This window comes from Plantibacter sp. VKM Ac-2876, assembly GCF_015350715.1.
GTDB classification, from domain to species: Bacteria; Actinomycetota; Actinomycetes; order Actinomycetales; family Microbacteriaceae; genus Plantibacter; species Plantibacter auratus.
Map to the genome: position 1 here is coordinate 242661 of NZ_JADKSI010000003.1, position 21066 is coordinate 263726.

The 21066-nt window shown below is 69.4% G+C and carries 22 protein-coding genes; 12 read left to right on the forward strand and 10 right to left on the reverse strand.

From position 1 onward, the window contains the following. Nucleotides 1-24: 24 nt before the first annotated feature. From ITJ62_RS13630 to ITJ62_RS13640, 3 genes are all read right to left on the reverse strand, one after another. The gene (locus tag ITJ62_RS13630) at nucleotides 25-801 is read right to left on the reverse strand and encodes an HNH endonuclease family protein (RefSeq protein WP_194603163.1); all 777 of its coding nucleotides are present in this window, start codon (nucleotides 799-801) and stop codon (nucleotides 25-27) included. Nucleotides 802-869: 68 nt separating this feature from the next. Beyond that, a complete protein-coding gene (locus ITJ62_RS13635) occupies nucleotides 870-1130 on the reverse strand; it encodes a type II toxin-antitoxin system RelE/ParE family toxin (RefSeq protein WP_194603166.1) in 261 nt (86 codons plus the stop codon). After that, nucleotides 1127-1375 carry a type II toxin-antitoxin system Phd/YefM family antitoxin gene (locus ITJ62_RS13640; protein ID WP_064296825.1) on the reverse strand — a complete coding sequence of 83 codons (249 nt, stop codon included), beginning with the start codon at nucleotides 1373-1375 and terminating at the stop codon, nucleotides 1127-1129. Before ITJ62_RS13640 ends, ITJ62_RS13635 begins: the two co-directional genes overlap by 4 nt. 268 nt (nucleotides 1376-1643) lie before the next feature. Here ITJ62_RS13640 and fdhA point away from each other — a divergent pair, with 268 nt between their 5' ends. The 9 genes from fdhA (at nucleotide 1644) to ITJ62_RS13685 (ending at nucleotide 8336) form a co-directional block, all read left to right on the forward strand. Continuing rightward, the gene (gene fdhA, locus ITJ62_RS13645; RefSeq protein WP_079706515.1) at nucleotides 1644-2864 is read left to right on the forward strand and encodes a formaldehyde dehydrogenase, glutathione-independent; all 1221 of its coding nucleotides are present in this window, start codon (nucleotides 1644-1646) and stop codon (nucleotides 2862-2864) included. Nucleotides 2865-3119: 255 nt separating this feature from the next. Then, nucleotides 3120-4154: a helix-turn-helix domain-containing protein gene (locus ITJ62_RS13650; protein WP_194603169.1), complete on the forward strand. Its 1035-nt coding sequence runs from the start codon at nucleotides 3120-3122 to the stop codon at nucleotides 4152-4154. Nucleotides 4155-4322: 168 nt separating this feature from the next. Beyond that, on the forward strand, nucleotides 4323-4742 hold the full coding sequence (locus tag ITJ62_RS13655; RefSeq protein ID WP_085513765.1) for an Asp23/Gls24 family envelope stress response protein: 420 nt from the start codon (nucleotides 4323-4325) through the stop codon (nucleotides 4740-4742). Further along, on the forward strand, nucleotides 4739-4927 hold the full coding sequence (locus ITJ62_RS13660) for a DUF2273 domain-containing protein (RefSeq protein WP_064296821.1): 189 nt from the start codon (nucleotides 4739-4741) through the stop codon (nucleotides 4925-4927). The genes ITJ62_RS13655 and ITJ62_RS13660 overlap by 4 nt, the downstream gene beginning before the upstream one ends. Next, complete coding sequence (locus tag ITJ62_RS13665; RefSeq protein WP_138945399.1) at nucleotides 4924-5277, forward strand: hypothetical protein; 354 nt, start codon at nucleotides 4924-4926, stop codon at nucleotides 5275-5277. The genes ITJ62_RS13660 and ITJ62_RS13665 overlap by 4 nt, the downstream gene beginning before the upstream one ends. Then, nucleotides 5274-5849, forward strand: coding sequence for a hypothetical protein (locus ITJ62_RS13670; RefSeq protein WP_138945398.1), 576 nt, complete (start codon nucleotides 5274-5276; stop codon nucleotides 5847-5849). Before ITJ62_RS13665 ends, ITJ62_RS13670 begins: the two co-directional genes overlap by 4 nt. Beyond that, nucleotides 5849-6451: a hypothetical protein gene (locus ITJ62_RS13675; protein ID WP_194603172.1), complete on the forward strand. Its 603-nt coding sequence runs from the start codon at nucleotides 5849-5851 to the stop codon at nucleotides 6449-6451. The genes ITJ62_RS13670 and ITJ62_RS13675 overlap by 1 nt, the downstream gene beginning before the upstream one ends. A gap of 84 nt (nucleotides 6452-6535) precedes the next feature. Continuing rightward, a complete protein-coding gene (locus tag ITJ62_RS13680; RefSeq protein WP_194603175.1) occupies nucleotides 6536-7921 on the forward strand; it encodes an Asp23/Gls24 family envelope stress response protein in 1386 nt (461 codons plus the stop codon). A 1-nt stretch (nucleotide 7922) separates the two neighbouring features. Next, on the forward strand, nucleotides 7923-8336 hold the full coding sequence (locus tag ITJ62_RS13685) for a hypothetical protein (protein ID WP_194603178.1): 414 nt from the start codon (nucleotides 7923-7925) through the stop codon (nucleotides 8334-8336). A gap of 174 nt (nucleotides 8337-8510) precedes the next feature. Here ITJ62_RS13685 and ITJ62_RS13690 read toward each other — a convergent pair whose 3' ends face one another. Together ITJ62_RS13690 and ITJ62_RS13695 are read right to left on the reverse strand one after the other, a co-directional pair. After that, nucleotides 8511-10046, reverse strand: a complete 1536-nt coding sequence (locus tag ITJ62_RS13690) for a CoA-acylating methylmalonate-semialdehyde dehydrogenase (RefSeq protein WP_304609457.1) — start codon at nucleotides 10044-10046, stop codon at nucleotides 8511-8513. Between the two features lie 109 nt (nucleotides 10047-10155). Beyond that, nucleotides 10156-11514, reverse strand: a complete 1359-nt coding sequence (locus tag ITJ62_RS13695; protein ID WP_194603181.1) for an aspartate aminotransferase family protein — start codon at nucleotides 11512-11514, stop codon at nucleotides 10156-10158. 26 nt (nucleotides 11515-11540) lie between these two features. Here ITJ62_RS13695 and ITJ62_RS13700 point away from each other — a divergent pair, with 26 nt between their 5' ends. Further along, on the forward strand, nucleotides 11541-13103 hold the full coding sequence (locus tag ITJ62_RS13700; protein WP_194603184.1) for a PucR family transcriptional regulator: 1563 nt from the start codon (nucleotides 11541-11543) through the stop codon (nucleotides 13101-13103). 168 nt (nucleotides 13104-13271) lie between these two features. Here ITJ62_RS13700 and ITJ62_RS13705 read toward each other — a convergent pair whose 3' ends face one another. The 5 genes from ITJ62_RS13705 to ITJ62_RS13725 form a co-directional block, all read right to left on the reverse strand. Further along, nucleotides 13272-13691 (reverse strand): helix-turn-helix domain-containing protein, encoded by a 420-nt coding sequence (locus ITJ62_RS13705; RefSeq protein WP_194603187.1) that lies wholly within the window; start codon nucleotides 13689-13691, stop codon nucleotides 13272-13274. Nucleotides 13692-13739: 48 nt separating this feature from the next. Beyond that, on the reverse strand, nucleotides 13740-13949 hold the full coding sequence (locus ITJ62_RS13710) for a type II toxin-antitoxin system HicA family toxin (protein ID WP_192019208.1): 210 nt from the start codon (nucleotides 13947-13949) through the stop codon (nucleotides 13740-13742). A gap of 254 nt (nucleotides 13950-14203) precedes the next feature. After that, entirely contained in the window at nucleotides 14204-15583 is a 1380-nt protein-coding gene (locus ITJ62_RS13715; RefSeq protein ID WP_194603190.1) for an NAD-dependent succinate-semialdehyde dehydrogenase, read from the reverse strand. Nucleotides 15584-15746: 163 nt separating this feature from the next. Beyond that, complete coding sequence (locus ITJ62_RS13720; RefSeq protein WP_194603193.1) at nucleotides 15747-17180, reverse strand: FAD-binding oxidoreductase; 1434 nt, start codon at nucleotides 17178-17180, stop codon at nucleotides 15747-15749. Between the two features lie 48 nt (nucleotides 17181-17228). Beyond that, a complete protein-coding gene (locus ITJ62_RS13725) occupies nucleotides 17229-18704 on the reverse strand; it encodes an APC family permease (protein WP_194603196.1) in 1476 nt (491 codons plus the stop codon). A 243-nt stretch (nucleotides 18705-18947) separates the two neighbouring features. Here ITJ62_RS13725 and ITJ62_RS13730 point away from each other — a divergent pair, with 243 nt between their 5' ends. Next, nucleotides 18948-20405 (forward strand): aldehyde dehydrogenase, encoded by a 1458-nt coding sequence (locus ITJ62_RS13730; protein WP_194603199.1) that lies wholly within the window; start codon nucleotides 18948-18950, stop codon nucleotides 20403-20405. Between the two features lie 191 nt (nucleotides 20406-20596). Then, on the forward strand, nucleotides 20597-21049 hold the full coding sequence (locus ITJ62_RS13735; protein ID WP_056013555.1) for an Lrp/AsnC family transcriptional regulator: 453 nt from the start codon (nucleotides 20597-20599) through the stop codon (nucleotides 21047-21049). Nucleotides 21050-21066: the final 17 nt, after the last annotated feature.

A 21066-nucleotide genomic window follows, 5' to 3' on the forward strand; every position in this document is an offset into this window, starting at 1 on the left:
TTCTCGTGCGGCGGCCACGCGCCGCTACGCCCGGCAGCTGTCCAGCGTGCCCGTGAGCGCCTGGCGGTCGGCGTCGTCGACCGTGAGGTCGTACGCCATCAGGACGAGGACGAACCGTGCCGCGTACTCGCAGTGGGATGCGGCCGACGGCGGCATCCAATCGCCGGGGCCCGAGTCGGACTTCGACGAGTTCGTCGCGCCGTCGACGGCCTGCAGGTTGATCGGGTCGTTCGCGAACTGCTCCCGCTGCTGCTCCGTCCACGTGTTCCCGCCGTGACGCCAACCCCACGCGAGCGGCACGACGTGGTCGATCTGCACAAGCTGACTCGACCGCTCACCGCGCTGGAAGTCGATCGTCGACCCCGTGTAGAGGTCGTGCAGCACTCCGGTGAGGACGACGCAGTCGTGGGTCCCCGGCTTGAAGGTGACATCGACGAGATCGCGTGCCAGCACGTCGTTGCGGGTGTCGCAGCCGTTGCGGTCGATGTCGGCCCAGCGCTGACCGAAACGGTCCCGGTCGTAGCCGGTGGCGACCTGGGTCGCGGTGTCGACGTCGGCCAGCGCGTCTTCGACGGCGGTGGCCGAGACGACCAACTGCCCGGACGCGTCCACGACAGCGAAGCCGGCGGCCTCGAGCGATGCCCGTGCGCTCGGGCTGACCGCTGCGGGCGTCGGCGCGACGGATGTCGGCGTCGATGATCCTGGTTCGCCGAACACGTTCCCGCCGTCGACCTGCGTTGCGACAAGCACCACGGTGGCTGCAACGAGCGCGACGAGCAACGCCAAGGGAGTCTTCTTCATGCTGGGTGCTCTCCTCGGGGTCTGCTCCACCAGCGTAGAGGCGGGCGCCGACACGAGGTCGCCGGACGTCAGCCCCGGTAGACGTCGCTCCGATGGCCGAGCGTGATGACGACCACGAGGAGCACACCGTCATCGATCGTGTACACGATCCGATACCTGCCCACCCTGACTCGGAAGCCGGGGCGCCCCTGCAACGCCGTGGCGCTCGGCGGGCGTGGGTTCTCCCCGAGCAGAGCGATCGCGGCACGGATCCGCCGCTGGTCCTGAGGGTCGATCCTGCGGAGCGCCTTGATCGCGGCCGGCCGCAGCTCGATGTCGTATCGACTCATTCCCAGCCGAGGTCGGCCTTCGCCTGCGCCCACGGGATGCTGTCGCCCTCCTCGGCCATCGCCGCGTCGAAGGCACGGGCGTCCTCGGCGTCTTCGAGCGCCTCCATCATCCGGTCGTACTGTTCGGGACTGATGATGACGGCCTCTGCGCGCCCGCGACGCTCCACGAAGACGGCTTCGGTGTGGGATCGCGCGATGAGCTCGGAGAACTTCGCGCGAGCTTCGGTGACGTTGATCCGGGACATGTCGCAAGTGTACGTTTTGAGCCTCCGTCTGTACATGTGGGGGATGACCGCGGCATCGGCCGACGGTCTCAGGGAAGCCTAGACAAGGTGTGCCGACGACCGAGCGTGCTCTCCACAGGGGACAGGCTCAGGAGCCGGTGGAGGTGCGCTCAGGGACCGGGGGAGGTGTTCTCAGGGACCGGGGGACTGCCGCTCGCGACAGGGGCGGGATAGGGTCGAGCAGACACAGGGTGCCCCACAACGGGCGCCCGCGATCAAGGAGGATCACGTGTCAGGTAACAGAGCTGTCGCCTACAAAGCAGCGGGTGTCGTCGAGGTCATCGACATCGACTACCCCACCTTCGAACTCAAGGACGGACCGGGGGTGAACCCGGCCAACGTCGGCCGGAAAGTCCCCCACGGTGCCATCCTCAAGACCGTCGCGACCAACATCTGCGGCTCCGACCAGCACATGGTCCGAGGCCGCACCACGGCACCGCCGAACCTCGTCCTCGGACACGAGATCACCGGTGAAGTCGTCGAGGTCGGACCGGACGTCGAGTTCATCAAGGTCGGCGACATCGTCTCGGTGCCGTTCAACATCGCCTGCGGCCGCTGTCGCAACTGCAAGGAGCGCAAGACCGGCATCTGCCTCAACGTGAACCCCGACCGCCCGGGCAGTGCCTACGGCTACGTCGACATGGGTGGCTGGGTCGGCGGCCAGGCCGAGTACGTGCTCGTGCCCTACGCGGACTGGAACCTCCTGAAGTTCCCGGACCGCGACCAGGCGCTCGAGAAGATCATGGACCTCACGATGCTCTCCGACATCTTCCCGACCGGCTTCCATGGTGCGGTGACGGCGGGCGTCGGCGTCGGCTCCACCGTCTATGTGGCAGGTGCGGGACCCGTCGGCCTCGCCGCAGCGACCGGGGCCATGCTCCTCGGCGCCGCTGCGGTCATCGTCGGCGACATGAACGCCGACCGGCTGGCGCAGGCGCGGAGCTTCGGCTGCGAGACCGTCGACCTCACGAAGGGCGAGCCGGCGGAGCAGATCGAACAGATCCTCGGTGTCCCGGAGGTCGACTGCGCGGTCGACGCCGTCGGCTTCGAGGCTCGTGGTCACGGTGGCGACGCGGGTCACGAAGCCCCGGCGACCGTGCTCAACTCGCTCATGGACATCACCGCGGCCGGCGGTGCGCTCGGCATCCCCGGGCTCTATGTGACGGGTGACCCGGGCGGCATCGACGAGGCCGCGAAGAAGGGTGCGTTGTCGCTGAGCCTCGGTACCGGCTGGGCGAAGTCGCTGTCGTTCACCACCGGTCAGTGCCCGGTCATGAAGTACAACCACGGCCTGATGATGGCGATCCTGCACGACAAGGTGCACATCGCGAAGAACGTCAACGCGACCGCGATCACCCTCGAGGACGCCCCGCGCGGGTACGCCGAGTTCGATGCGGGGGCCGCGCAGAAGTTCGTCCTCAACCCGAACGGGTATCTGGACGCCGCGTAACCGCCCAGGCTCCACCCGATCCGCCCTCTGGCCACCACGCCGGAGGGCGGATTCACGTTGTCACCGGGAGGTCCCGACTACTGAGTTTTCACCGAAACGCGCGCTTCGAGGCATCCGGTACGGCGTTGCCTGACGAACAGCTGAGTGAACCGTGAGATCCAGTCCTCTCGGTCCGTCTCTTCAATGACGCGGAAATCGGCGGGGCCTTGGGGCCCGTCCCGTGACGAAGAGACCCCCACTCGCACAAGGACGACCATGCAACACTCCTTCCTCGCATCCGAATCAGATCCGGAGAGCGACTCCAGCACCGGCCCGCTGCTCGGCAGTGCGAGCAGTACGGCGTCGACGGTTCCGATCCGCAAGGTCACGGTCAGCGGCGACGACCCGGCGGTCGCCCGGCAGAACTACGAGCGCGCCTACGACGGCAGCCGATTCACCGTCACCCGCGGTACCGAGCCGTTCTCGTTCCAGTGGGTGTCGATCGGCGACGACCGCGTCTCGTTCCGCACCGCGACGATGACCGGTCACGTCACCGGCGAGACCCCCGGCCTCACCGACTACGTGGTCTCGTGGGTCCAGACCGGCGGCGGCTGGATCGTGCGCCGTGACGGGCAGCGGATGGAGATCCCGCGCTCGCCGTTCGTCCTCCCGTTCCACCGGCCGTACACGGTGCACCTCACCCCGCACCGGCAGAACTCCGTGCTCTTCTCCGCCCCGTACCTCGAGGACCTCGCGACCGAGATCCACGCCGGCCCGAGTCAGCAGGTGTCGTTCGACCTCGAGGCGACGCCGACACCTGAGGCGATCGAGCGCTGGCGTGTGGCGCTGAACGCCTCCACCCCGGTGCTCACCGACGAGACGTCGCCTCCGCTCCTCCGCATGAACGCCCAACGACCGCTCGCCCTCGCACTGCTGCAGCTCGCACCGTGGGCGGTGGTCGACCTGCCGGAGCCGCTCCGCGAGCCCTCGATGGCTCGCACCCGCCTCGCGGTCGAGTACCTGCACCATCACGCGGCGGAGGCCATCACGCCCGCCGACGCGGCGAAAGCGGCCGGGCTGCACACGAGGACGCTGCAGCTCCACTGCCGTCGCGAGCTCGGCATGTCGCCCACGGCCTACCTGCGCGACATCCGCCTCGACCGCACCCGACGCGAGCTCGCCGACAGCGCGCCGCAGGAGACGACGGTCGGCGAGGTCGCGAAGCGGTGGGGGTTCGTCCACCTCGGACGTTTCGCCTCCGCCTATCGGGCCCGGTTCGGCGAGGGCCCGAGCCAGACCCTCCGCGGTTGATCGACGAGTCGCGAATATCCAGAAAATGAGTGCTTCGCGACGAAAACGAGATCGACCGTGAGGTTCGAGCGTGACAAGCAGTCTCATAGATGTCGCCCGGAACACGGGCACCGCGACCGGACACCCGGACCGCGAAACCGCAGTACCAGCCACCGAAGGAGCAACACCATGTCGAACACCACCGACACCGCCAACCACGCAGCCACCGCCTCCACGGGCAAGAACGTCATCGCTGATGGCGTCGTCCAGAAGGTCGCCGGCATCGCCGCCCGCGAGGTCCCCGGCGTGCACGACCTCGGCGGCGGAGCGGCTCGCGCCATCGGCGCCATCCGCAACGCCATCAACGCCCAGGACCGCGGTCAGGGCGTCTCGGTCGAGGTCGGCGAGAAGCAGGTCGCCGCTGACATCGTGATCGTCGCCGAGTACCCCGTCGACCTCCAGCGCGTCGCGGACGACGTCCGTCGCAGCGTCACCGACGCCATCTCGAACGTCGTCGGCATGGACGTGACCGAGGTCAACGTCACCGTCTCCGACGTCCACATCCCGTCGGACGACGACAACGACGCTGACGAGAGCCGCGTCCAGTGACCACGACCGATCGGGGCATCCTCGTCGGTGCCGTCCTCGCACTGGCGGCCGTCGCATTCGGGTTCTGGAGCATGATCCTCGTCGCGCTGTTCATGCTGATCGGATTCGGCATCGGACGCGTGCTCGAGGGCAAGCTCGACCTGCGCGGTGTCGCCGACGCGCTCCGCGGGCGGCGGTCGTCGTGACCGCGGCGGTGGCGGCCGAACAGGCCGTGCATGGTCGCAACACGATCAGCTCCCGCGCCGTGCGTCGCGTCGTGTCTGCCGTCACCGCGGAGGAACTCGGTGTGCGGGCGTCGGAGGTCTCGGTCGAGCTCTCCGACGCCCAGGGGGCCCTCACGGTCACCGCGAGCACGCCCATCCACGTGTCGCCGCTCGGCGCCGGATCCCGGACCTCGGGAACCGTCCTCGAACGCCTGGCACGCGCACAGACCAGCATCCGTGAGCGGTGCCTGGACCTGACCGGGTCGACGATCGGACGCGTCGACCTCCACATCACGGGCGCGAAGCTCGAAGAACGAAGGAGGGTGTTGTGAGCACCCCAGCCCTGTACCGCCGCGCGGTGCGTCGCGAGACCCACTCGCCGCGGTCGACGCTCGCGATCACGATCGCGATCATCCTCGCGCTCGTGCTCGCCTGGCTCGGCACCGAATCGGTCCTGGCCGCGATCGGGCAGCCGGCGCTCCTCGTCGCACCGAAGGACATCGTCACCGCGGTGCTGACCGCGGCGACCGCTCCGGCCCCGCTGCTCGTCGCCATCGGCGCGGTCGCGGCGATCGTCGGCCTCGTGCTGATCGTCCTGTCGCTGGCTCCCGCCCGCCAAGGGCGTCGTGGGTCGATCGCCGATCGCACCGCGGCCGTCGTGGACGACCGCGTGATCGCGCAGTCGCTCGCCCGCGTCGCCTCGTACGCCGGTGACATCGACCCCTCGCAGGTGAGTGTCAGCGTCGGCGCCAGGAGCGCCCGCGTCGACGTCACGCCGACGAGCGGCCGACGCGTCGACCAGCGCGAGATCCAGCAGGCCGTGGACGCGGAGGTCGCGTCCTACGACTACCGACCGGCGCTCCGCGCCAAGGTCCGCGTGAGCAGCAAGGGAACGGTGGCCTGATGAACTCCACGAATCGATTCCTCAACCGGTTCTTCATCTTCGTCGTGGGACTCGTCGTCCTCGCGGCCGGCGCGGCCCTGTCCGTGGGTGCGCTCCTGCCGGATGTGCAGCGCACGATCGGCGAGAACGCCGAGCGGGCCGTCGGACCGACGAACGACACCATCGACGCCCAGCCATGGATCCTCTGGGTCGTGGCTGTCGTCGCCCTGCTGCTCATCCTGGTCATCCTCTGGTTCGTGTTCCGGCAGGGCCGCGGGCACACCGGAACGCTGCTGCAGGTCGACGAGCAGCGGACGAAGGACACCCCGACCGGTGGTCGCGTCGTGCTCGACGTGAAGGTCGCCGAGCAGGTCCTCGAGGAGGCGATCGGGCGCAACCCCGACGTGGTCTCCGTCGACGTCACCGGCTTCCGGATCCGCAAGCAGTCCACGCTGCGCCTCACCGCACACGCTCGTCGCGGCGCCTCGCCCGTCCAGCTGCGGCGCGACATCGAGGCGGCCATCCACGAGTGGGACGGCGTCCTCGGGACGTCCACCCCGGTGGTCATCCAGATCGTCAGCGGACTGCGCACGCGGCTCGCCAGCACGAACCGGGTCGTCTGACCCGACACCCCGCGGTGCCGCCGCGGCACCCGAACCGACAGCAGCAGGACCGATGCACCGCCGACGCGGTGCGAGGAGGATCGCATGAGCGACGACACGAAGCACCCGGACCAGCACCACATCCCCACCCCGGCCGAGGTCCGGGCGGAGCACCCGACGGTGCTCGTGCCCGCGCATCCCGATGACGAGGTCCGCCGCATCGAGTCGCACGACGGCGAGCACGCGGGTGGGGCCGCGTCTGCTCCCGGAGCGGTCGCGGCGGGGAACGGGGCTGACGCTGGTCCGGAGGCCGCTGAGCCGGCCGTGGCCGACTCGGTCTCCGCCGAGACGCCGACGGTGACGGTGTCTGAGCCGGTGGCTTCGCCGGAACCCGCGGACGCTCCGGTGGTCGAGCTCGACTCCGGCCGGAGACGTGAGCAGGAGGCCGACGAGCTCGCCCAGGTCATCGCCTCGACGGCCGAGACGGTCCCCGGCGTGCACGCCCTCGGTTCCCCGACGGCCCGCGCCATCGACAGCGCCCGCACCCGGCTGCTCGGTCGCACCGCCGTCCCTGGCGTCAACGTCCTGGCCGACGACGACGTGCTGAACGTCGAGGTCTCACTGGTGGCCGAGTACCCGGCCAGCATCGACGAGGTCGCGGACACCGTCCGGGCCGACGTCGCTGCGGCGCTGGAAGCCCGCCACCCGGGACCGGTCGACATCGACATCAGGGTCACCGACATCCACGGGCCGTTCGACCCGATCGAGCCCGATCCGGGCGAGGCGATCGACGACGCGAAGGCCGCCATCGGCAATGCGACGTCTGCGGCGGGTGGCGCGATCGGCGATGCGGCGGAGGCCGCTGGAGAAGCGTTGGGCAACGCCAAGACGGCTGCAGCGGAGGCGGTGGACTCGGCGCGAGCCGGAGCGGCCGACCTGGCCGACGCCGCTGGTGACGCGGTGGAGCAGCGGTCCGACCGGCCCGAGGGCGACGACGGCCGGTCGCTGGAGAACGAGCAGCCGGGCGCGGCCGCCGGTGCCGACGGCGAGCTCGTGGCTGACGGCGACGTCGCCGGTGAACCGATCGACGCGGTGGTGCCGGAATCCTCCGACGACGTGTCCGAGGAACTCGCTGAGGCCGCCCGTCAGCTGGCCACTGCGGCCGACTCGCTCGCGACCGTCGCCGAGGAGGTGACGCACGGCGCCGACCCGAACCTCGCCGACGCTGAGCCCCTCGGGGCGGCTGACGCGATCCACGACGCTCCAGCGGAAGAGCCTGCCGCAACGAGCGCGGATGCCGACCTGGTTTCGGCCCCCGAGCAGGACGGCGGCGCCGCGGCGCCCGTCGACGGAGTCCCGGAGGCGCTCGAGCCCGCCGATGAGGACACGCACGACCAGCCTGCCCCGAAGGTCGCTGACGTCGACGAGGTGGCGGACGCTCCCACCGAGGCCACGGCCGTCCAAGCTGCTGCGCCGACGAAGGAGCAGTGACATGCCGCTCTTCAGCCGGACCACGTCGTACGGCGCCCGCCCGCGTCCGCGTGCCGTGTGGGCCGCTGCGATCACGGGGGTCGTCCTGCTCGTCCTCATCGTCGTCGGCGTGCTGATCCCGATCCTCGGGCTCATCGGCGCCGCCGACGGCGCGACGGTCGGTGCGCTCAGGGTCCCGGTCAGTGGCATCGTGGTCGCGCTGCTCATCGGGTACGTCCTCGCACTGCTGTTCCTGCTCGGGTGCGTCCGCAGCCGCAACGGTGCACTCTCCTGGGTGCTCGCCGTCGCCGCGGTGATCTCGGCGCTCCTCGTGTCGCTGTGGCCGCTGCTGGCGGTCGCCTTCGCGGGCGTCGACCAGGCGTCTGACGTGGTGCCGTTCATCCAGGACCTCATCCGCCGGGTCACGGGCGGCTGAGCACAGGAGATCCGCGCGACAGCAGGAGGTTCTCCCTCAGGATCTCCTGCTGCCGCGCGGATCTCCTGTCCTCAGCTCAGCAGCGGCAGCCGGTCCCTGAGCTCGTCGAAGGGCCCCGGAACCACTCAGCCCCTCGGCAGGCTCGCGGGGAGTGCTGCCGAGGGGCCGGGAGCCTCAGTTCTGGGGGAAGCCGAGGTTGATGCCGCCGTGGGAGGGGTCGAGCCAGCGGGAGGTGATGGCCTTCTGCTGGGTGAAGAACCGCACGCCCTCGGCGCCGTGGGCCTTGGTGTCGCCGAACAGGGAGTCCTTCCACCCGCCGAAGGAGAACGTCGCGACCGGGACGGGGATGGGCACGTTGATGCCGATCATGCCGACCTGGATCTCGTTCTGGAACCGTCGGGCGGCGCCGCCGTCGTTGGTGAAGATCGCGGTCCCGTTGCCGAACGCGCCGCCGTTGATGAGCGCGACGCCCTCCTCATACGAGGCCACGCGGACGACGGCGAGGACGGGTCCGAAGATCTCCTCCGTGTACACCTTCGACGTCGTCGGGACGTTGTCGATGAGGGTCGGGCCGAGCCAGAACCCGTTCGGGTCGCCGTCGATGGGCGTGTTGCGGCCGTCGACGACGATCGTCGCGCCGTCGGCTTCGGCGATGTCGAGGTAGGAGGCGACCTTGTCGCGGTGCACCTTCGTCACCAGCGGGCCCATGTCGCAGTTCCGACGTCCGTCACCGATCCGCAAGGTCGCCGCACGCTCGGCGATCTTCCCGATGAGCTCGTCCGCGACGGGCTCCACAGCGACGACCACGGAGATCGCCATGCACCGCTCGCCCGCGGACCCGAAGCCGGCGTTGATCGCGGAGTCGGCGACGAGGTCGAGGTCGGCGTCGGGCAGCACGAGCATGTGGTTCTTCGCCCCGCCGAGCGCCTGAACACGCTTGCCGTGCGCGGTGCCGGTCTCGTACACGTACTTCGCGATCGGAGTGGAACCCACGAAGGAGATCGCGCGGACGTCGGGGTGGGTGAGGAGCCCGTCGACGGCCTCCTTGTCACCGTTCAACACCGTGAACACGCCGTCGGGGAGGCCTGCTTCCTTCCAGAGCTTCGCGAGCCAGATCGCCGCGGACGGGTCCTTCTCACTCGGCTTCAGCACGACCGTGTTCCCCGCGGCGATCGCGATCGGGAAGAACCACATCGGCACCATCGCGGGGAAGTTGAACGGCGAGATGATGCCCACGACCCCGAGCGGCTGCTTCGTGGAGTACACGTCCACACCGGTCGAGACCTGCTCGGAGAACTCACCCTTGAGGTGGTGCGCGAGGCCGGTCGCGAACTCCACGACCTCCTGCCCGCGCGTGATCTCGCCCAGCGCGTCGGAGACGACCTTGCCGTGCTCCGCCGTGATGATCTCCGCCAGCTCGCCCTTCTTCGCCTCGAGCAGCTCACGGAACTTGAACACGATCTGCTGACGCTTCGCGAGCGGCAGGTCGCGCCAGGCAGGGAAGGCGGCGGCGGCGGATGCGACGGCGCGGTCGATCTCCGACTGGTTCGCGAGCGCAACGTTCTTGGTCGCGACACCGAGTGCCGGGTCGTAGACCGGGGCGGTGCGACCCGAGGTGGATGGGGATTCAGCGCCGTCGATCCAGTGCGGGACGACCGGCAGCGAACCGGCGTCGGTGGTGGGGGTGGTGCTCATGGCGGTGGTGGTCATGCGGAGGGCTCCTGGGCGTCGTGGGGTGCAGGGGTGCTGGGTGCTGGACGTGCCGGGACGGGTGCCGGGAGTCCCGACACCGAATCCCAGAACGGGTCCGGGTCGCCGCTCATGCGCGCAGCTCCCCGAGGGCGGCGTCGATGATCGCGATGCCCGAGGCGACCTCGTCGGCGGTCACGACGGCGGGCGGGACGACGTGGATGCGGTTCTCGCTGATGAACGGCAGGAGCCCGGCCTCGAGCAGGGACGACTTGAACCGACCCATCGCCGCCGCATCGAGCGGTGCGCGGGTGTCGCGGTCCTCGACGAGCTCGACCGCCCAGAACACGCCGCTGCCGCGGACCTCGCCGATGAGCTCGTGGCGCTCGGCGAGGGAGCGGAGCGCGGGGCCGATGTGGTCGGCGCCGATCGCCTTCGCGTGTTCGACGACGCCCTCCTCGGCCATCGCGGTGAGCGTCGCGACGACACTCGCGGCGGCGAGCGGGTGGCCGGAGTACGTGAGCCCGCCGGGGAACACCTGCTCGTCGAAGACGCGGGCGATGTGCTCGGAGACGATGACGCCACCGAGTGGCACGTAGCCGGAGTTGACGCCCTTCGCGAAGGTGATGAGGTCGGGGCGCACGTCGAAGGCGTCGAACGCGAACCACTCGCCGGTGCGGGCGAAGCCGGCCATGACCTCGTCGAGGATGAGCATGATGCCGTAGCGGTCGGCGATCGCGCGGACACCCGCGAGGTAGCCGGGCGGCGGGGTGAGGATGCCGGCGGTGCCCGGAACGGTCTCGAGGAGGATCGCGGCGATCGAGCCGGGACCCTCGGCCTGGACGGTGCGCTCGAGGTGGCGGAGGGCGCGCTTCGACTCCTCCTCCGGCGTCGTCGCCCAGAACTCGGTGCGGTAGAGGTAGGGGCCGAACACGTGCACGTGACCGCGCGCGTACTCGTTGGGGATGCGGCGCCAGTCGCCCGTCGCGACGATGGCCGCGCCCGTGTTGCCGTGGTACGAGCGGTAGGTCGAGATGACCTTGTCGCGGCCGGTGGCGATGCGCGCCATGCGGATCGCGTTCTCGTTCGCGTCGGCACCGCCGTTGGTGAAGAAGACCTTCTCGAAGCCCTCGGGCGCACGCTCGAGGATGAGCCGCGCCGCCTCGGCACGGGTCGCGTTCGCCGCGGCGGGCGCGATCGTGGTGAGCAGCGCCGCCTGCTCCTGGATCGCCGCGACCACCTTCGGGTGCTGGTACCCGAGGTTCACGTTGACGAGCTGGCTGGAGAAGTCGAGGTACTGGCGTCCGTCGTGGTCCCACACGGTGCTGCCGAGCCCACCCGCGATGGGGAGCGGCTTGAGTGTGCTCTGGGCGGACCAGGAGTGCAGGACGCGCTGGGTGTCGGCGTCGCGGACGCCGGCGTTGTCGAGGCCGGAGAGGAAGTCATTGATCACTCCTGCAGCCTGGCAATCGATGGTGCCGATGTACATGGCGGGATCGGTGATAGCTTGGGTGCATGTCCACCACTTCAGTGATCGCTGGCGAGGTCGGCCGTGCGTCCTCGAACGTGTCCCTGCGCACGCTCATGGCCGAGCCGGTCTTCAAGCTCGGCCTCGTCGTCGCGGGTGACGCCGACGTCCTCGACCGCGACATCGCCTGGGTGCACAGTTCGGACCTCGGCGACCCGACGCCCTGGTTGGAGCCGGGCCAGCTGCTCCTCACCGACGGCATGCAGTTCACCGGCGAGATGAGCGACGAGCTCGCCGACCGCCGCGCCGACGAGTACGTCCGCCGCCTCTCCGCCCGGGGCGTGCTCGCGCTCGGGTTCGCTACTGGGATCATCCACGCCGACATCCCGCAGCGGCTCGTCGACGCGTGCGAGCGTCACGGGTTCCCCCTGCTCGAGGTGGGGGAGCGGACCCCGTTCATCGGCATCATCCGGTTCGTCGCCGACGCGGTCGCAGCCGCGCGCGTGGCGTCGCTCGAATGGTCGCTCGCCGCCCAGCGTGCGGTCGCGAGGGCGGCGCTGCGACCCGACGGCCTGACCGCGATCCTCGCGGAGCTGGGGCAGCAGCTCGGCTGCTGGGTCGCGCTGTACGACGCGCTCGGCAACCGGGTCACCACGAGGACGCGCGAGCCGGTGCCGGAGGGCGTGGAGGCCGCCGTCGCCGAGGTGCTGCGCCGCGGGTCGCGAGCCGGACTGCACCTCGCGGACGGAGCGGAGGGCGCGACGCTGCTAACGCTCGGTCGACGGGGCGAGCTGCGGGGCATCCTCGCCGTCGGGTCCAGCGTGCCGCTCGACCACGCCGAGCACGACCTCGTCTCCAGCGTGATCGGCCTCGCGAGCATCGCCCTCGAGCAGCACAGCGCCCTCGACCTCGCACGCCGGCAGTTGCGGTCGGGACTGCTCGAGCTGCTGCTCTCCGGCGACCGCGCGGTCGCCGAGCGCACCGCCCAGCGGCTCTGGGGGCCATTGCCGCCCGACCCGATCCGCGTCGCCGTGGTCGACATCCCCGAGGGTGAGCTGGGCTTCCTCTCGGAACTCGACGTGCAGGCCGCGGCGCATGGCGGCAAATTGTTCTTCGCCGAGCAGGACGAGCGGATCGTCATCGTGTCGAGCGACGCGGACATCGGACTCTGGGACGCCGTCGTCGGCCGCCACGGGCTGTCGGGCGGGGTGTCGGCGAGGACGAGCTGGGAAGGCTTGCGGGACGGGCTGTCCGAGGCCGAGCGGGCTCGCGCATCGGCCGGGGAGACGCCGCGATTCGTGCGGTACGAGGCACTCGCCGAGCAGGGGTTGCTCGGGTTGCTGAGCGCCTCGGGCGGGGAAGTGCTGGCGAACCGGCTGCTGGAACCGTTGGGCGGGCTCGGAGCCGAGGCTCGGGCGGTCCACGTGGAGACGGCTCGGGTGTGGTTGGAGGCGAACTGCGTGACCGATCAGGCGGCTGGCCGACTCGGGATCCACCGGCAGACCCTCCGCGCGCGCATCACCACGCTGGAGTCGCTGCTCGACCTCGACCTCTCGCGCTTCGGCGACCGCGCCGAGCTGTGGAGCGCCCTCCAGCTCGCCGACGGCTGAAGGATTCGCGCGTCGTGCACCCTCGTTCCCAGAGCCACCCCTTCGGTCCCTGAGCTTGTCGAAGGGCGGTGGTCATCGGGGCGGGACTGCACTTCGACAGGCTCAGTGACCGGATGGGGGCTCAGAGAGCGGGGGAGGGCCTCGGTGGGGGCTGTCGATCGACGAGCGTCAGTGCACGAGCTGGCTCACACGTTGCACCGAGACCCCGAAGACGGCCGCGGCGTCGCTCTGGCTGGCTCCCTTGGCGATGAGGCTCAGGACGGCCTCGCGGCGCTTCCGCGCTGCCTCGCGCACCTGCTGGCGTGCCTGCTCTTCAAGGGTGTTGGATTCGCTCCAGAGGCCGACCGCCTCGTCCCGGACGGTCACCACGACGTCCCCGTCGTAGTCATCGAGATCGAGCCACAGGGCCGCGACGTCGCGGGCCGCTGCCGCGATGTCCTTGAACCTCTTCGCTGAGCCCAGGGCGACGATCCGGTGTCCCGCGCCTCGGGGGGAGTCGGTGGTGAGCGCGGGAATCTCGAACGTCCACCACTTGCCGTCGAGGTAGGTCACGACGTCGAGCGTCTGGGTCACGGTTGCTGCGGTCATTCGCGGGCCTCCTGATTGTCTGTCGGGGCGGTCAAGCGGTGCGGTGCGCTACTTCCACCCGCTCGGCGCATCCGGGAACATCTCGATGAGCTGCTTCACGATTCCGGCCGACACCTCGTGATGTGGAATCGTCAGATACTCGCGCCCGTTCTCCGGATTCCCCCATTTCTCGTGGGAGCCCTTCTGCTGCCGGAGCAGCACCCAGCCTTTCGAGCTGAGGAACTTCACCACATCGCGGTACTTCTGTGGCCTCGGCATAATCTTACTCAAGCCCCCCATTGATTTCAAGATGAAGAGGGGTCTAGAGAGTTGATGCCACCGGCGCAACTCGACCGTGCCCCAGACTGACGAGCCTCGCCCTCCTCGAAAGGCTAGCTCGCGACGTCATCGCACCTGATCGGGTGCGCACGCCCTGTGGACAACGGGAGTGATGCACGCCCTGTGGGGGACGTTCGGCCACTGAGCTTGTCGAGGTGCGTACGAGGCACTTCGACAAGCTCAGTGAGCGGCATCTACGCGATGCGGATGAGCTTCTTGTTGACGAACTCGTCCATGGCGGGTTTGCCCATCTCGCGGCCGGTGCCGGAGCGCTTCACGCCGCCGAAGGGCAGCTCCGCCGCGTCGCCGAGCACGAGGTTGATCCACACCATGCCGGCGTCGATCCCGTCCGCGACCCGCAGCGCCTGCTCCTGGTCGGTCGTGTACACGTAGGAGCCGAGGCCGAACGGGGTGTCGTTCGCGAGGCGCACGGCCTCCTCCTCCGATGAAACCCGGTAGAGCGACGCGACGGGTCCGAAGAACTCCTCGTGGAACGCGTCCATCTCAGGGGTCACGTCGGTGAGCACGGCCGGCGGGAAGAAGTTCCCCGACGGCTCGCCCGATGCCAGGATCGTCGCGCCCTGCGCCTTCGCGCGGCCGAGCTGCTCGCCGAGTCGCTCGGTCGCGGCGGCCGACGACAGCGGGCCGAGCTGCGTGCTCTCCGCCATCGGGTCGGCCGGAGCGTTCGCCGTGAAGACCTCGGTGAACTTCGCGGCGAAGTCGTCGAACAGCTCGTCGATGATGATGAACCGCTTGGCGGCGTTGCAGGACTGCCCGTTGTTGTCGATGCGGGCGTTGACGGCGTCCTGGACGGCGGCGTCGAGGTCGTCGGTCGACAGCAGGATGAACGGATCGGACCCGCCGAGCTCGAGCACGACCTTCTTGAGGTGCTTGCCTGCCAGCTCGGCGACGGCGGAACCGGCGCGCTCCGAACCGGTGACCGAGACGCCCTGCACGCGCGGGTCGGCGATGACCGTCGCGATCTGGTCGGTCGTCGCGAAGATGTTCACGTACACGGAATCGTGGGCGCCCAGCTCGGCTTCCGCGTCATCGAAGATCTGCGCGATCGCCAGCGCCGACTCGGGGCACTGCGGTGCGTGCTTGAGGAGGATCGTGTTGCCGTTGACGACGTTCGGGCCGACGAACCGCGCCACCTGGTAATACGGGAAGTTCCACGGCATGATGCCGAGCAGCACACCGAGCGACGCACGGCGGATGAACGCCGAGCCGGTGCCGTCGGACAGCTCGATCGGCTCGTCGGCGGAGAAGGCCTCGCCGTTGTCGGCGTAGTACTGGTAGATCGCGGCGGCGAAGTCGACCTCGCCGAGCGCCTGCTCGTATGTCTTGCCCATCTCGCGGACGGCGATCTCGGCCAGCTGCTCGCGGCGCTCCGTGTGGAGGGCGGCGACGCGGGCGATGAGCGCAGCGCGGTCGGCGACGGGAGCGCGACGCGACCACTCCTCGTGGGCGGCGGACGCGGCGGTGATCGCCTGCTGCAGCTCCTCGTCGGTGATCGTCGGGTAGTCGCGGAGAGTCTCTCCGGTCGCGGGGTTGACGACGGCGTAGTCGCTCACTGGTGTGCTCCTTTGTCTGAGGTGCTGCTGGTGCGGTGCGGTGTCCGTTGCCGGCCGATGCGAGCTGTGCGGGTTCGACGTGAGCGGGACCACCACCTGCACCGTATCGAACCAGGCTCCGCCTGTCATGGGTTGGACTGCGGCTCCTGCATCGAAACCCGGCTCAGGAGTCGAAGCCCAGCCCGACGGCGTCCATCGCGCGGAGCCAGAGCCCCCGCTTGCCCTCGTTGCGGTCGGCCCGGGCCATCTCCGACAGCGAGATGCGCGCACCGATGAACGCGAGCGGGTCGGGCGGGAACGGCGTCGGCTTCTTCTGGACGAAGTCCATCGTCGTGCGCTCGGTCGGTGTTCCGCTCAGGAGGTCGAGCATGACGTTCGCGCCGTATCGCGTCGCGCCGACGCCGAGGCCGGTGAACCCGGCCGCGTGCGCGACCTTGCCGCCGTGCGCGATCTCGAAGAAGGAGAAGAACCGCCCGCAGGTGTCGATCGCCCCGCCCCACTTGTGGGAGAAGCCGAGGTCGGCGAGCTGCGGGTAGGTGTGGGCGAAGTGGGCGGCGAGCTTGAGGAAAGACTCCTCGCGCTGGTCGAACCGCGGCTCCACCCGGCCGCCGTAGTTGTAGACCGCGTCGTAGCCGCCGTAGAGGATGCGGGTCGACCCGTTCGCGTCGGTCGTGAGCCGCGAGTAGTGGAAGCGGTTGTCGAGGTCGGAGATGCCCTGCCGGCCCTTCCAGCCCAGGCTCTCGAGATGCTCGGCGGAGAGGGGGTTCGTCATGAGCGCGTAGTCGTAAACGGGCACCGTGTACTTCCGCGCGCTCGGGATGAGGGCCTTGAAGACGTTGGTGCCGAGGGCGACGTGCTTCGCGACGACCGAACCGTGCGTCGTCGTCAGGGTGACCGACGTCGCGTCCGACCGGATCGAACGGACGTGCGTGTACTCGTGGATCTCCACACCCAGGTCGAGGCAGACGCGTCGCAGCTCCCACGCCAGCTTGGCCGGGTTGACGAGCGCCGCTCCGGTGGGCTCGAACAGGCCGGCCTGGAAGATCGGCGAATGGACCTCCGCTTGCATCGCCTCGCGGTCGAGGAACCGGGCGCCGTGCTCCTCGGCGCTCTCCCGCAACCAGTCGACGTGGTGCGGAGCCGTCGCCGCCTGCAGCAGCCCCGTCTCCTCCCAGTCGCAGTCCATGCCGTACCGGGCGATGGTCTCGCCGATCTCGCGCAGGTTCTCGCGCCCCAGCTCCTCCAGGCGGTCGAACTCGTGCGGCAGGCGGCTCTTGCCGTTCGACGATCCGTGGGTGAGGCTCGGCTCGCAGAACCCGCCGTTGCGGCCGGACGCCGCCCACGCGATGCGCCGGCCCTCGAGGAGCACGACCCGGCGGTCCGGGTCGCGCTCCTTCGCGAGCAGGGCGGTCCACAGGCCCGAGTACCCACCACCGACGATCGCCAGGTCCGTCTCGACGTCCGCCTCGAGGCGGGGGAGTGGAGCGGGCCGTGCCGGGTCGTCGAGCCAGTACGGCTCCGGTTCGGCCGAGGCCAGCTGTTCCCGCAGGCGTGCGGTGTCGGCGAGCTCTTCGGCCAGTTCGTAGATGGTTCTCATGGTGGGTCCCCTGTGGTGCGTGGTTCGGTGCGGTCGCGTGGTGCGCGGTCAGTCGGTGCGGGCGGCGTCGGTGCGTTCGGCGTCGGCACGTGGGGTTCCGGCGGATGCTCCGCCGCTCCCGAGGCCCGCGTCGCGCTTGGTGCTCCGCTGCACGAACAGCCAGATCACGACGCCCAGTGCCAGCAGGCCGAGCGCGATGCCGAGCTCGAGGAACCCGCCGTACCCCGTGGTGGAGAACCCGGTGGCGCCGACGATGAGGATGATCGCGAGGATGACCGACAGCACGACCGACAGCGGCACGAAGAAGCGCGGCAGGCGGATCGGGCGGACGGCGTCGGGGCGGTCCTTGCGCAGCAGGAAGAAGCCGGAGACGGCGAAGAAGTGCGTGAGGATGTAGCCGAGGTTGCCGGTCACGATGATCGCGAGCGGGTTCTGCAGGACCACCAGGATGACGACGTTCATGACGAGCATCACGTTGAGCGAGCGGAACGGCACACCGCGACGGTTGAGCACGCCGAGTGACGGGACGGTGACGCGCTCCTTGCCCATGTTGAACAGCACGCGTGAGGCGTCGGCCACCGAGGTGGTCATGATGAGCAGCAACGAGGCGATGAGGCAGAGCACCATGACGTCCGCAGCGCCACCGACGAGCGAGGCGAAGCTGGCGACGAAGAAGGTCGCCGGGTTGTCGGCGATCGCCGCTTCACCCGCGTAGCCGCCGAGGGTCAGCGGGATGACGAAGAAGACGCCGAGGCAGAACAGGACGGAGGCCTTGATCGCCTTGGTCGTGTCCTTCACCGAGTCGCGGTACTCCGGGGCGAAGGTCGCGCAGACCTCGATGCCGAAGGTGGTCCACGCCATGATGTACAGCCAGACGATCGCGGTGTGCAGGCCCTCGATGCCCTCGAGCTTCCAGGTGAGGTCGAGCGGCGCCCAGTCGGCGCTGAAGAGCGGGAAGACGATGAACACGAACAGCGGGATGAGCAGGATGCCCGCGGTGATGTAGACGAACGCCATCGTGACGCGGACGCCGATGACGTTGATGAGGTACATCACGCCGATGACGCCGAGCCCGATGAGGATCGGGAAGGTGATGGAGATCGGGCCGAGCTGGATCACCCAGTCCTCGTTCGGGAACCACTGCGCCTGGATGAGCGCACCGGTGACCGCGCCGTAGGTGGCGAGGTTGGTGCCCCAGGGGAGCCAGTAGCCGACGCCCGTGATCGGCGCGACCCAGGGTGCGCGCGACTTCCACGCTTCGGCCGCGTAGTGCGCGATGCCGCCGGAGGAGTTCGGGAACATGGTGGCGAGCTCGGTGTAGATCCAGTTGACGCCCATGGCGAGGATCATGGAGATCGCCCACAGGACGGCGGCCCCCCAGCCGCCGAGGCCGGTGATGGAGGCGCCGAGGGTGGCGATGAGCGCGGCTGGCATGGTCATCGCCATGGCGAAGCCGTCGAACCAGCGCATCCGTTTCGGCAGGTGCGTGGTCTCGTCGGTGCTGGTGACGTGTTCGGTCGACATGGGCTCTTCTCGATTCGTGGGGGACGGGACGTCGCTGTCTCGCTGCTGGTGCACTCAATGTGCCGAAGAATTGTTGTGACGACAAGATCGTGTCGGTCTCGTTGTTGTAATCGTAACTTTGACGAAACAATACTGCTTGTTCGAGGAATCGCAAGGTCCTAGGCTGATCCCACATTCTCCCGACGACACCCGTACGACGCTGTTCGGCGTCGTCGGCCCAGCCACGACACCAGGAGGTCCGGAATGACCACGTTGCCGACACCCACTCGCACCCAGCTCTTCATCGCCGGCGAGTTCACCGACGGAACCAGCTCGGAGCGCTCGGAGGTGATCAGCCCCGTCACCGGTGACGTCATCGCGTCGATCCCCGTGGCCGGCACCGCCGAACTCGACGAGGCGGTGCGACGTGCGCACGAGGCGCAGCGGGAGTGGCGGAAGCTCGGCGTGTTCAAGCGCGCGGAGATCTGTCACCGGGTCGGCGACGCGATCAACGCCCGCGTGGAGGAGCTCGCCCGCCTGCAGACGCTGGAGCAGGGCAAGCCGCTCGCGGAGTCGATCGCCGACATCGCCGAGGCCGCGCAGCTCTTCCACCTCCACGCTGAGGACGCCCTCCGTCTCTACGGCGAGACGCTGCCGTCGAGCGACATCGACAAGCGCATGTTCACCTGGCGCGCGCCGGTCGGCGTCTGGGGCATCATCACGCCCTGGAACTTCCCGCTCCTCATGTTCAGCGAGTTCGTCGCCCCGGGCCTCGCGACCGGCAACGCCTGCATCGTCAAGCCGCCGAGCAACACACCCCTCGCGGTCCTCGCGGCGATGGACTGCCTCGTCGAGGCGGGCGTCCCGGCCGGACTCGTCAGCGTCCTCCCCGGTGACGGCGCGTTCGGTTCCGAGCTCGTCTCCCACGACGGCATCGACGCGATCGGCTTCATCGGCTCGTCCGCCACCGGGGCGAAGATCGTGCGTACCGCGGGCCTCAAGCGCTCGCTCATGGAGTGCTCCGGCAACGGCCCGATCGTCGTCCTCGAGGACGCGAACATCGAACGCGCCGCGAAGGCCGCCGTCGACTCCGCCTTCTACAGCGGCGGGCAGGTCTGCTGCGCGACCGAGCGGCTCATCGTCCACCACAACGTCCACGACGCCTTCGTCGAGGCGGCCCTCGCCTACGCGAAGGCCACCGTGCGACTCGGCAACCCCTTCGACGAGGGGATCAACCTCGGCCCGCTCAACAACGAGGGCGTCGCCGCGAAGATGGACCGCCACCTCGACGAGGCCCGCTCGCTCGGCTTCGACATCCTCCTCGGCGGCGGTCGTGCCACCGGCCACCCGACGGACCTCTACTACGACTTCACCATCGTCGACGGCGTCTCCGAGGACAGCCTGCTGTCGCGCGAGGAGTCGTTCGGTCCGGTCCTCCCCATCCTCACGGCGCAGGACGACGACGACATCCTCCGTATCGCCAACGCCGACGCGCTCGGCCTGCAGTCCGCGGTGTTCACGGAGAGCCTGTCGAAGGCCTACCGGTTCATGGAGGAGCTCGAGACCGGCCAGGTCATCGTCAACGACTCCAACGGCTGGTGGGACATCAACATGCCGTTCGGTGGTGCGGGCGGCAAGGGCACCGGCTGGGGTCGGATCGGCGGCATGTACACGCTGCACGACATGACCGACCTCCGCACCGGCGCGATCCACGTCCGCTAGTCGGACCGATCCGCTGATCGGCGACCTCTCTCGGTCTGCTCGATCGGCGTCGCCCCGGTCGACCGCCCGCGTTCGGGTCGGCCGGTCGGCCGGGGCTCGTGGCTCGGGTGGGGCGGACACCGCACCCGGGCCGCACGGCTTCCCTCGCTACGCTTGCCAGATGACCATCCGCCCGCTGCCGGAGGAGCCACATGAACGACCTTGACGACATCGACCGTCGGCTGATCGCGATCCTGCAGCAGGACGGACGGAAGGCGTTCTCGGAGATCGCCACCGAGACCGGGCTGCCGGCGTCGTCCGTCCGCTACCGGATCCAGCGACTCGAGGACACCGGGATCCTGCAGATCGTCGGCATCGCGAACCCGCTGTCGATCGGTTTCGACCACCTGGCGCTCATCGGCATCCGCTGTGAGCCGGGGATGGCGCGCGGGGTGTGCCAGGAGTTGTCGAAGCACGCGGAGACGAGCTACGTGGTGCTCACGAGCGGTGGTTTCGACGTGATGGTCGAGGCCGTGTGCCGCGACATGGACCACTACAAGACGTTCCTCCTCGACACCCTGCAGCCGACGCCCGGGGTGCGGTCGACCGAGACCTTCTTCGTGCTCGAGGCCCACAAGCTCGCCTACGGCTGGGGCGTGGGTTAGGCCGTCGCGCGCCGCCC

Bases quoted from the DNA above. Each gene is read 5' to 3' on its own strand.
- ITJ62_RS13630 (WP_194603163.1), bottom strand. From the start codon at position 801: ATGAAGAAGACTCCCTTGGCGTTGCTCGTCGCGCTCGTTGCAGCCACC.
- ITJ62_RS13635 (WP_194603166.1), bottom strand. From the start codon at position 1,130: ATGAGTCGATACGACATCGAGCTGCGGCCGGCCGCGATCAAGGCGCTC.
- ITJ62_RS13640 (WP_064296825.1), bottom strand. From the start codon at position 1,375: ATGTCCCGGATCAACGTCACCGAAGCTCGCGCGAAGTTCTCCGAGCTC.
- ITJ62_RS13650 (WP_194603169.1), top strand. From the start codon at position 3,120: ATGCAACACTCCTTCCTCGCATCCGAATCAGATCCGGAGAGCGACTCC.
- ITJ62_RS13655 (WP_085513765.1), top strand. From the start codon at position 4,323: ATGTCGAACACCACCGACACCGCCAACCACGCAGCCACCGCCTCCACG.
- ITJ62_RS13675 (WP_194603172.1), top strand. From the start codon at position 5,849: ATGAACTCCACGAATCGATTCCTCAACCGGTTCTTCATCTTCGTCGTG.
- ITJ62_RS13680 (WP_194603175.1), top strand. From the start codon at position 6,536: ATGAGCGACGACACGAAGCACCCGGACCAGCACCACATCCCCACCCCG.
- ITJ62_RS13685 (WP_194603178.1), top strand. From the start codon at position 7,923: ATGCCGCTCTTCAGCCGGACCACGTCGTACGGCGCCCGCCCGCGTCCG.
- ITJ62_RS13690 (WP_304609457.1), bottom strand. From the start codon at position 10,046: ATGACCACCACCGCCATGAGCACCACCCCCACCACCGACGCCGGTTCG.
- ITJ62_RS13695 (WP_194603181.1), bottom strand. From the start codon at position 11,514: ATGTACATCGGCACCATCGATTGCCAGGCTGCAGGAGTGATCAATGAC.
- ITJ62_RS13700 (WP_194603184.1), top strand. From the start codon at position 11,541: ATGTCCACCACTTCAGTGATCGCTGGCGAGGTCGGCCGTGCGTCCTCG.
- ITJ62_RS13705 (WP_194603187.1), bottom strand. From the start codon at position 13,691: ATGACCGCAGCAACCGTGACCCAGACGCTCGACGTCGTGACCTACCTC.
- ITJ62_RS13710 (WP_192019208.1), bottom strand. From the start codon at position 13,949: ATGCCGAGGCCACAGAAGTACCGCGATGTGGTGAAGTTCCTCAGCTCG.
- ITJ62_RS13720 (WP_194603193.1), bottom strand. From the start codon at position 17,180: ATGAGAACCATCTACGAACTGGCCGAAGAGCTCGCCGACACCGCACGC.
- ITJ62_RS13725 (WP_194603196.1), bottom strand. From the start codon at position 18,704: ATGTCGACCGAACACGTCACCAGCACCGACGAGACCACGCACCTGCCG.
- ITJ62_RS13730 (WP_194603199.1), top strand. From the start codon at position 18,948: ATGACCACGTTGCCGACACCCACTCGCACCCAGCTCTTCATCGCCGGC.
- ITJ62_RS13735 (WP_056013555.1), top strand. From the start codon at position 20,597: ATGAACGACCTTGACGACATCGACCGTCGGCTGATCGCGATCCTGCAG.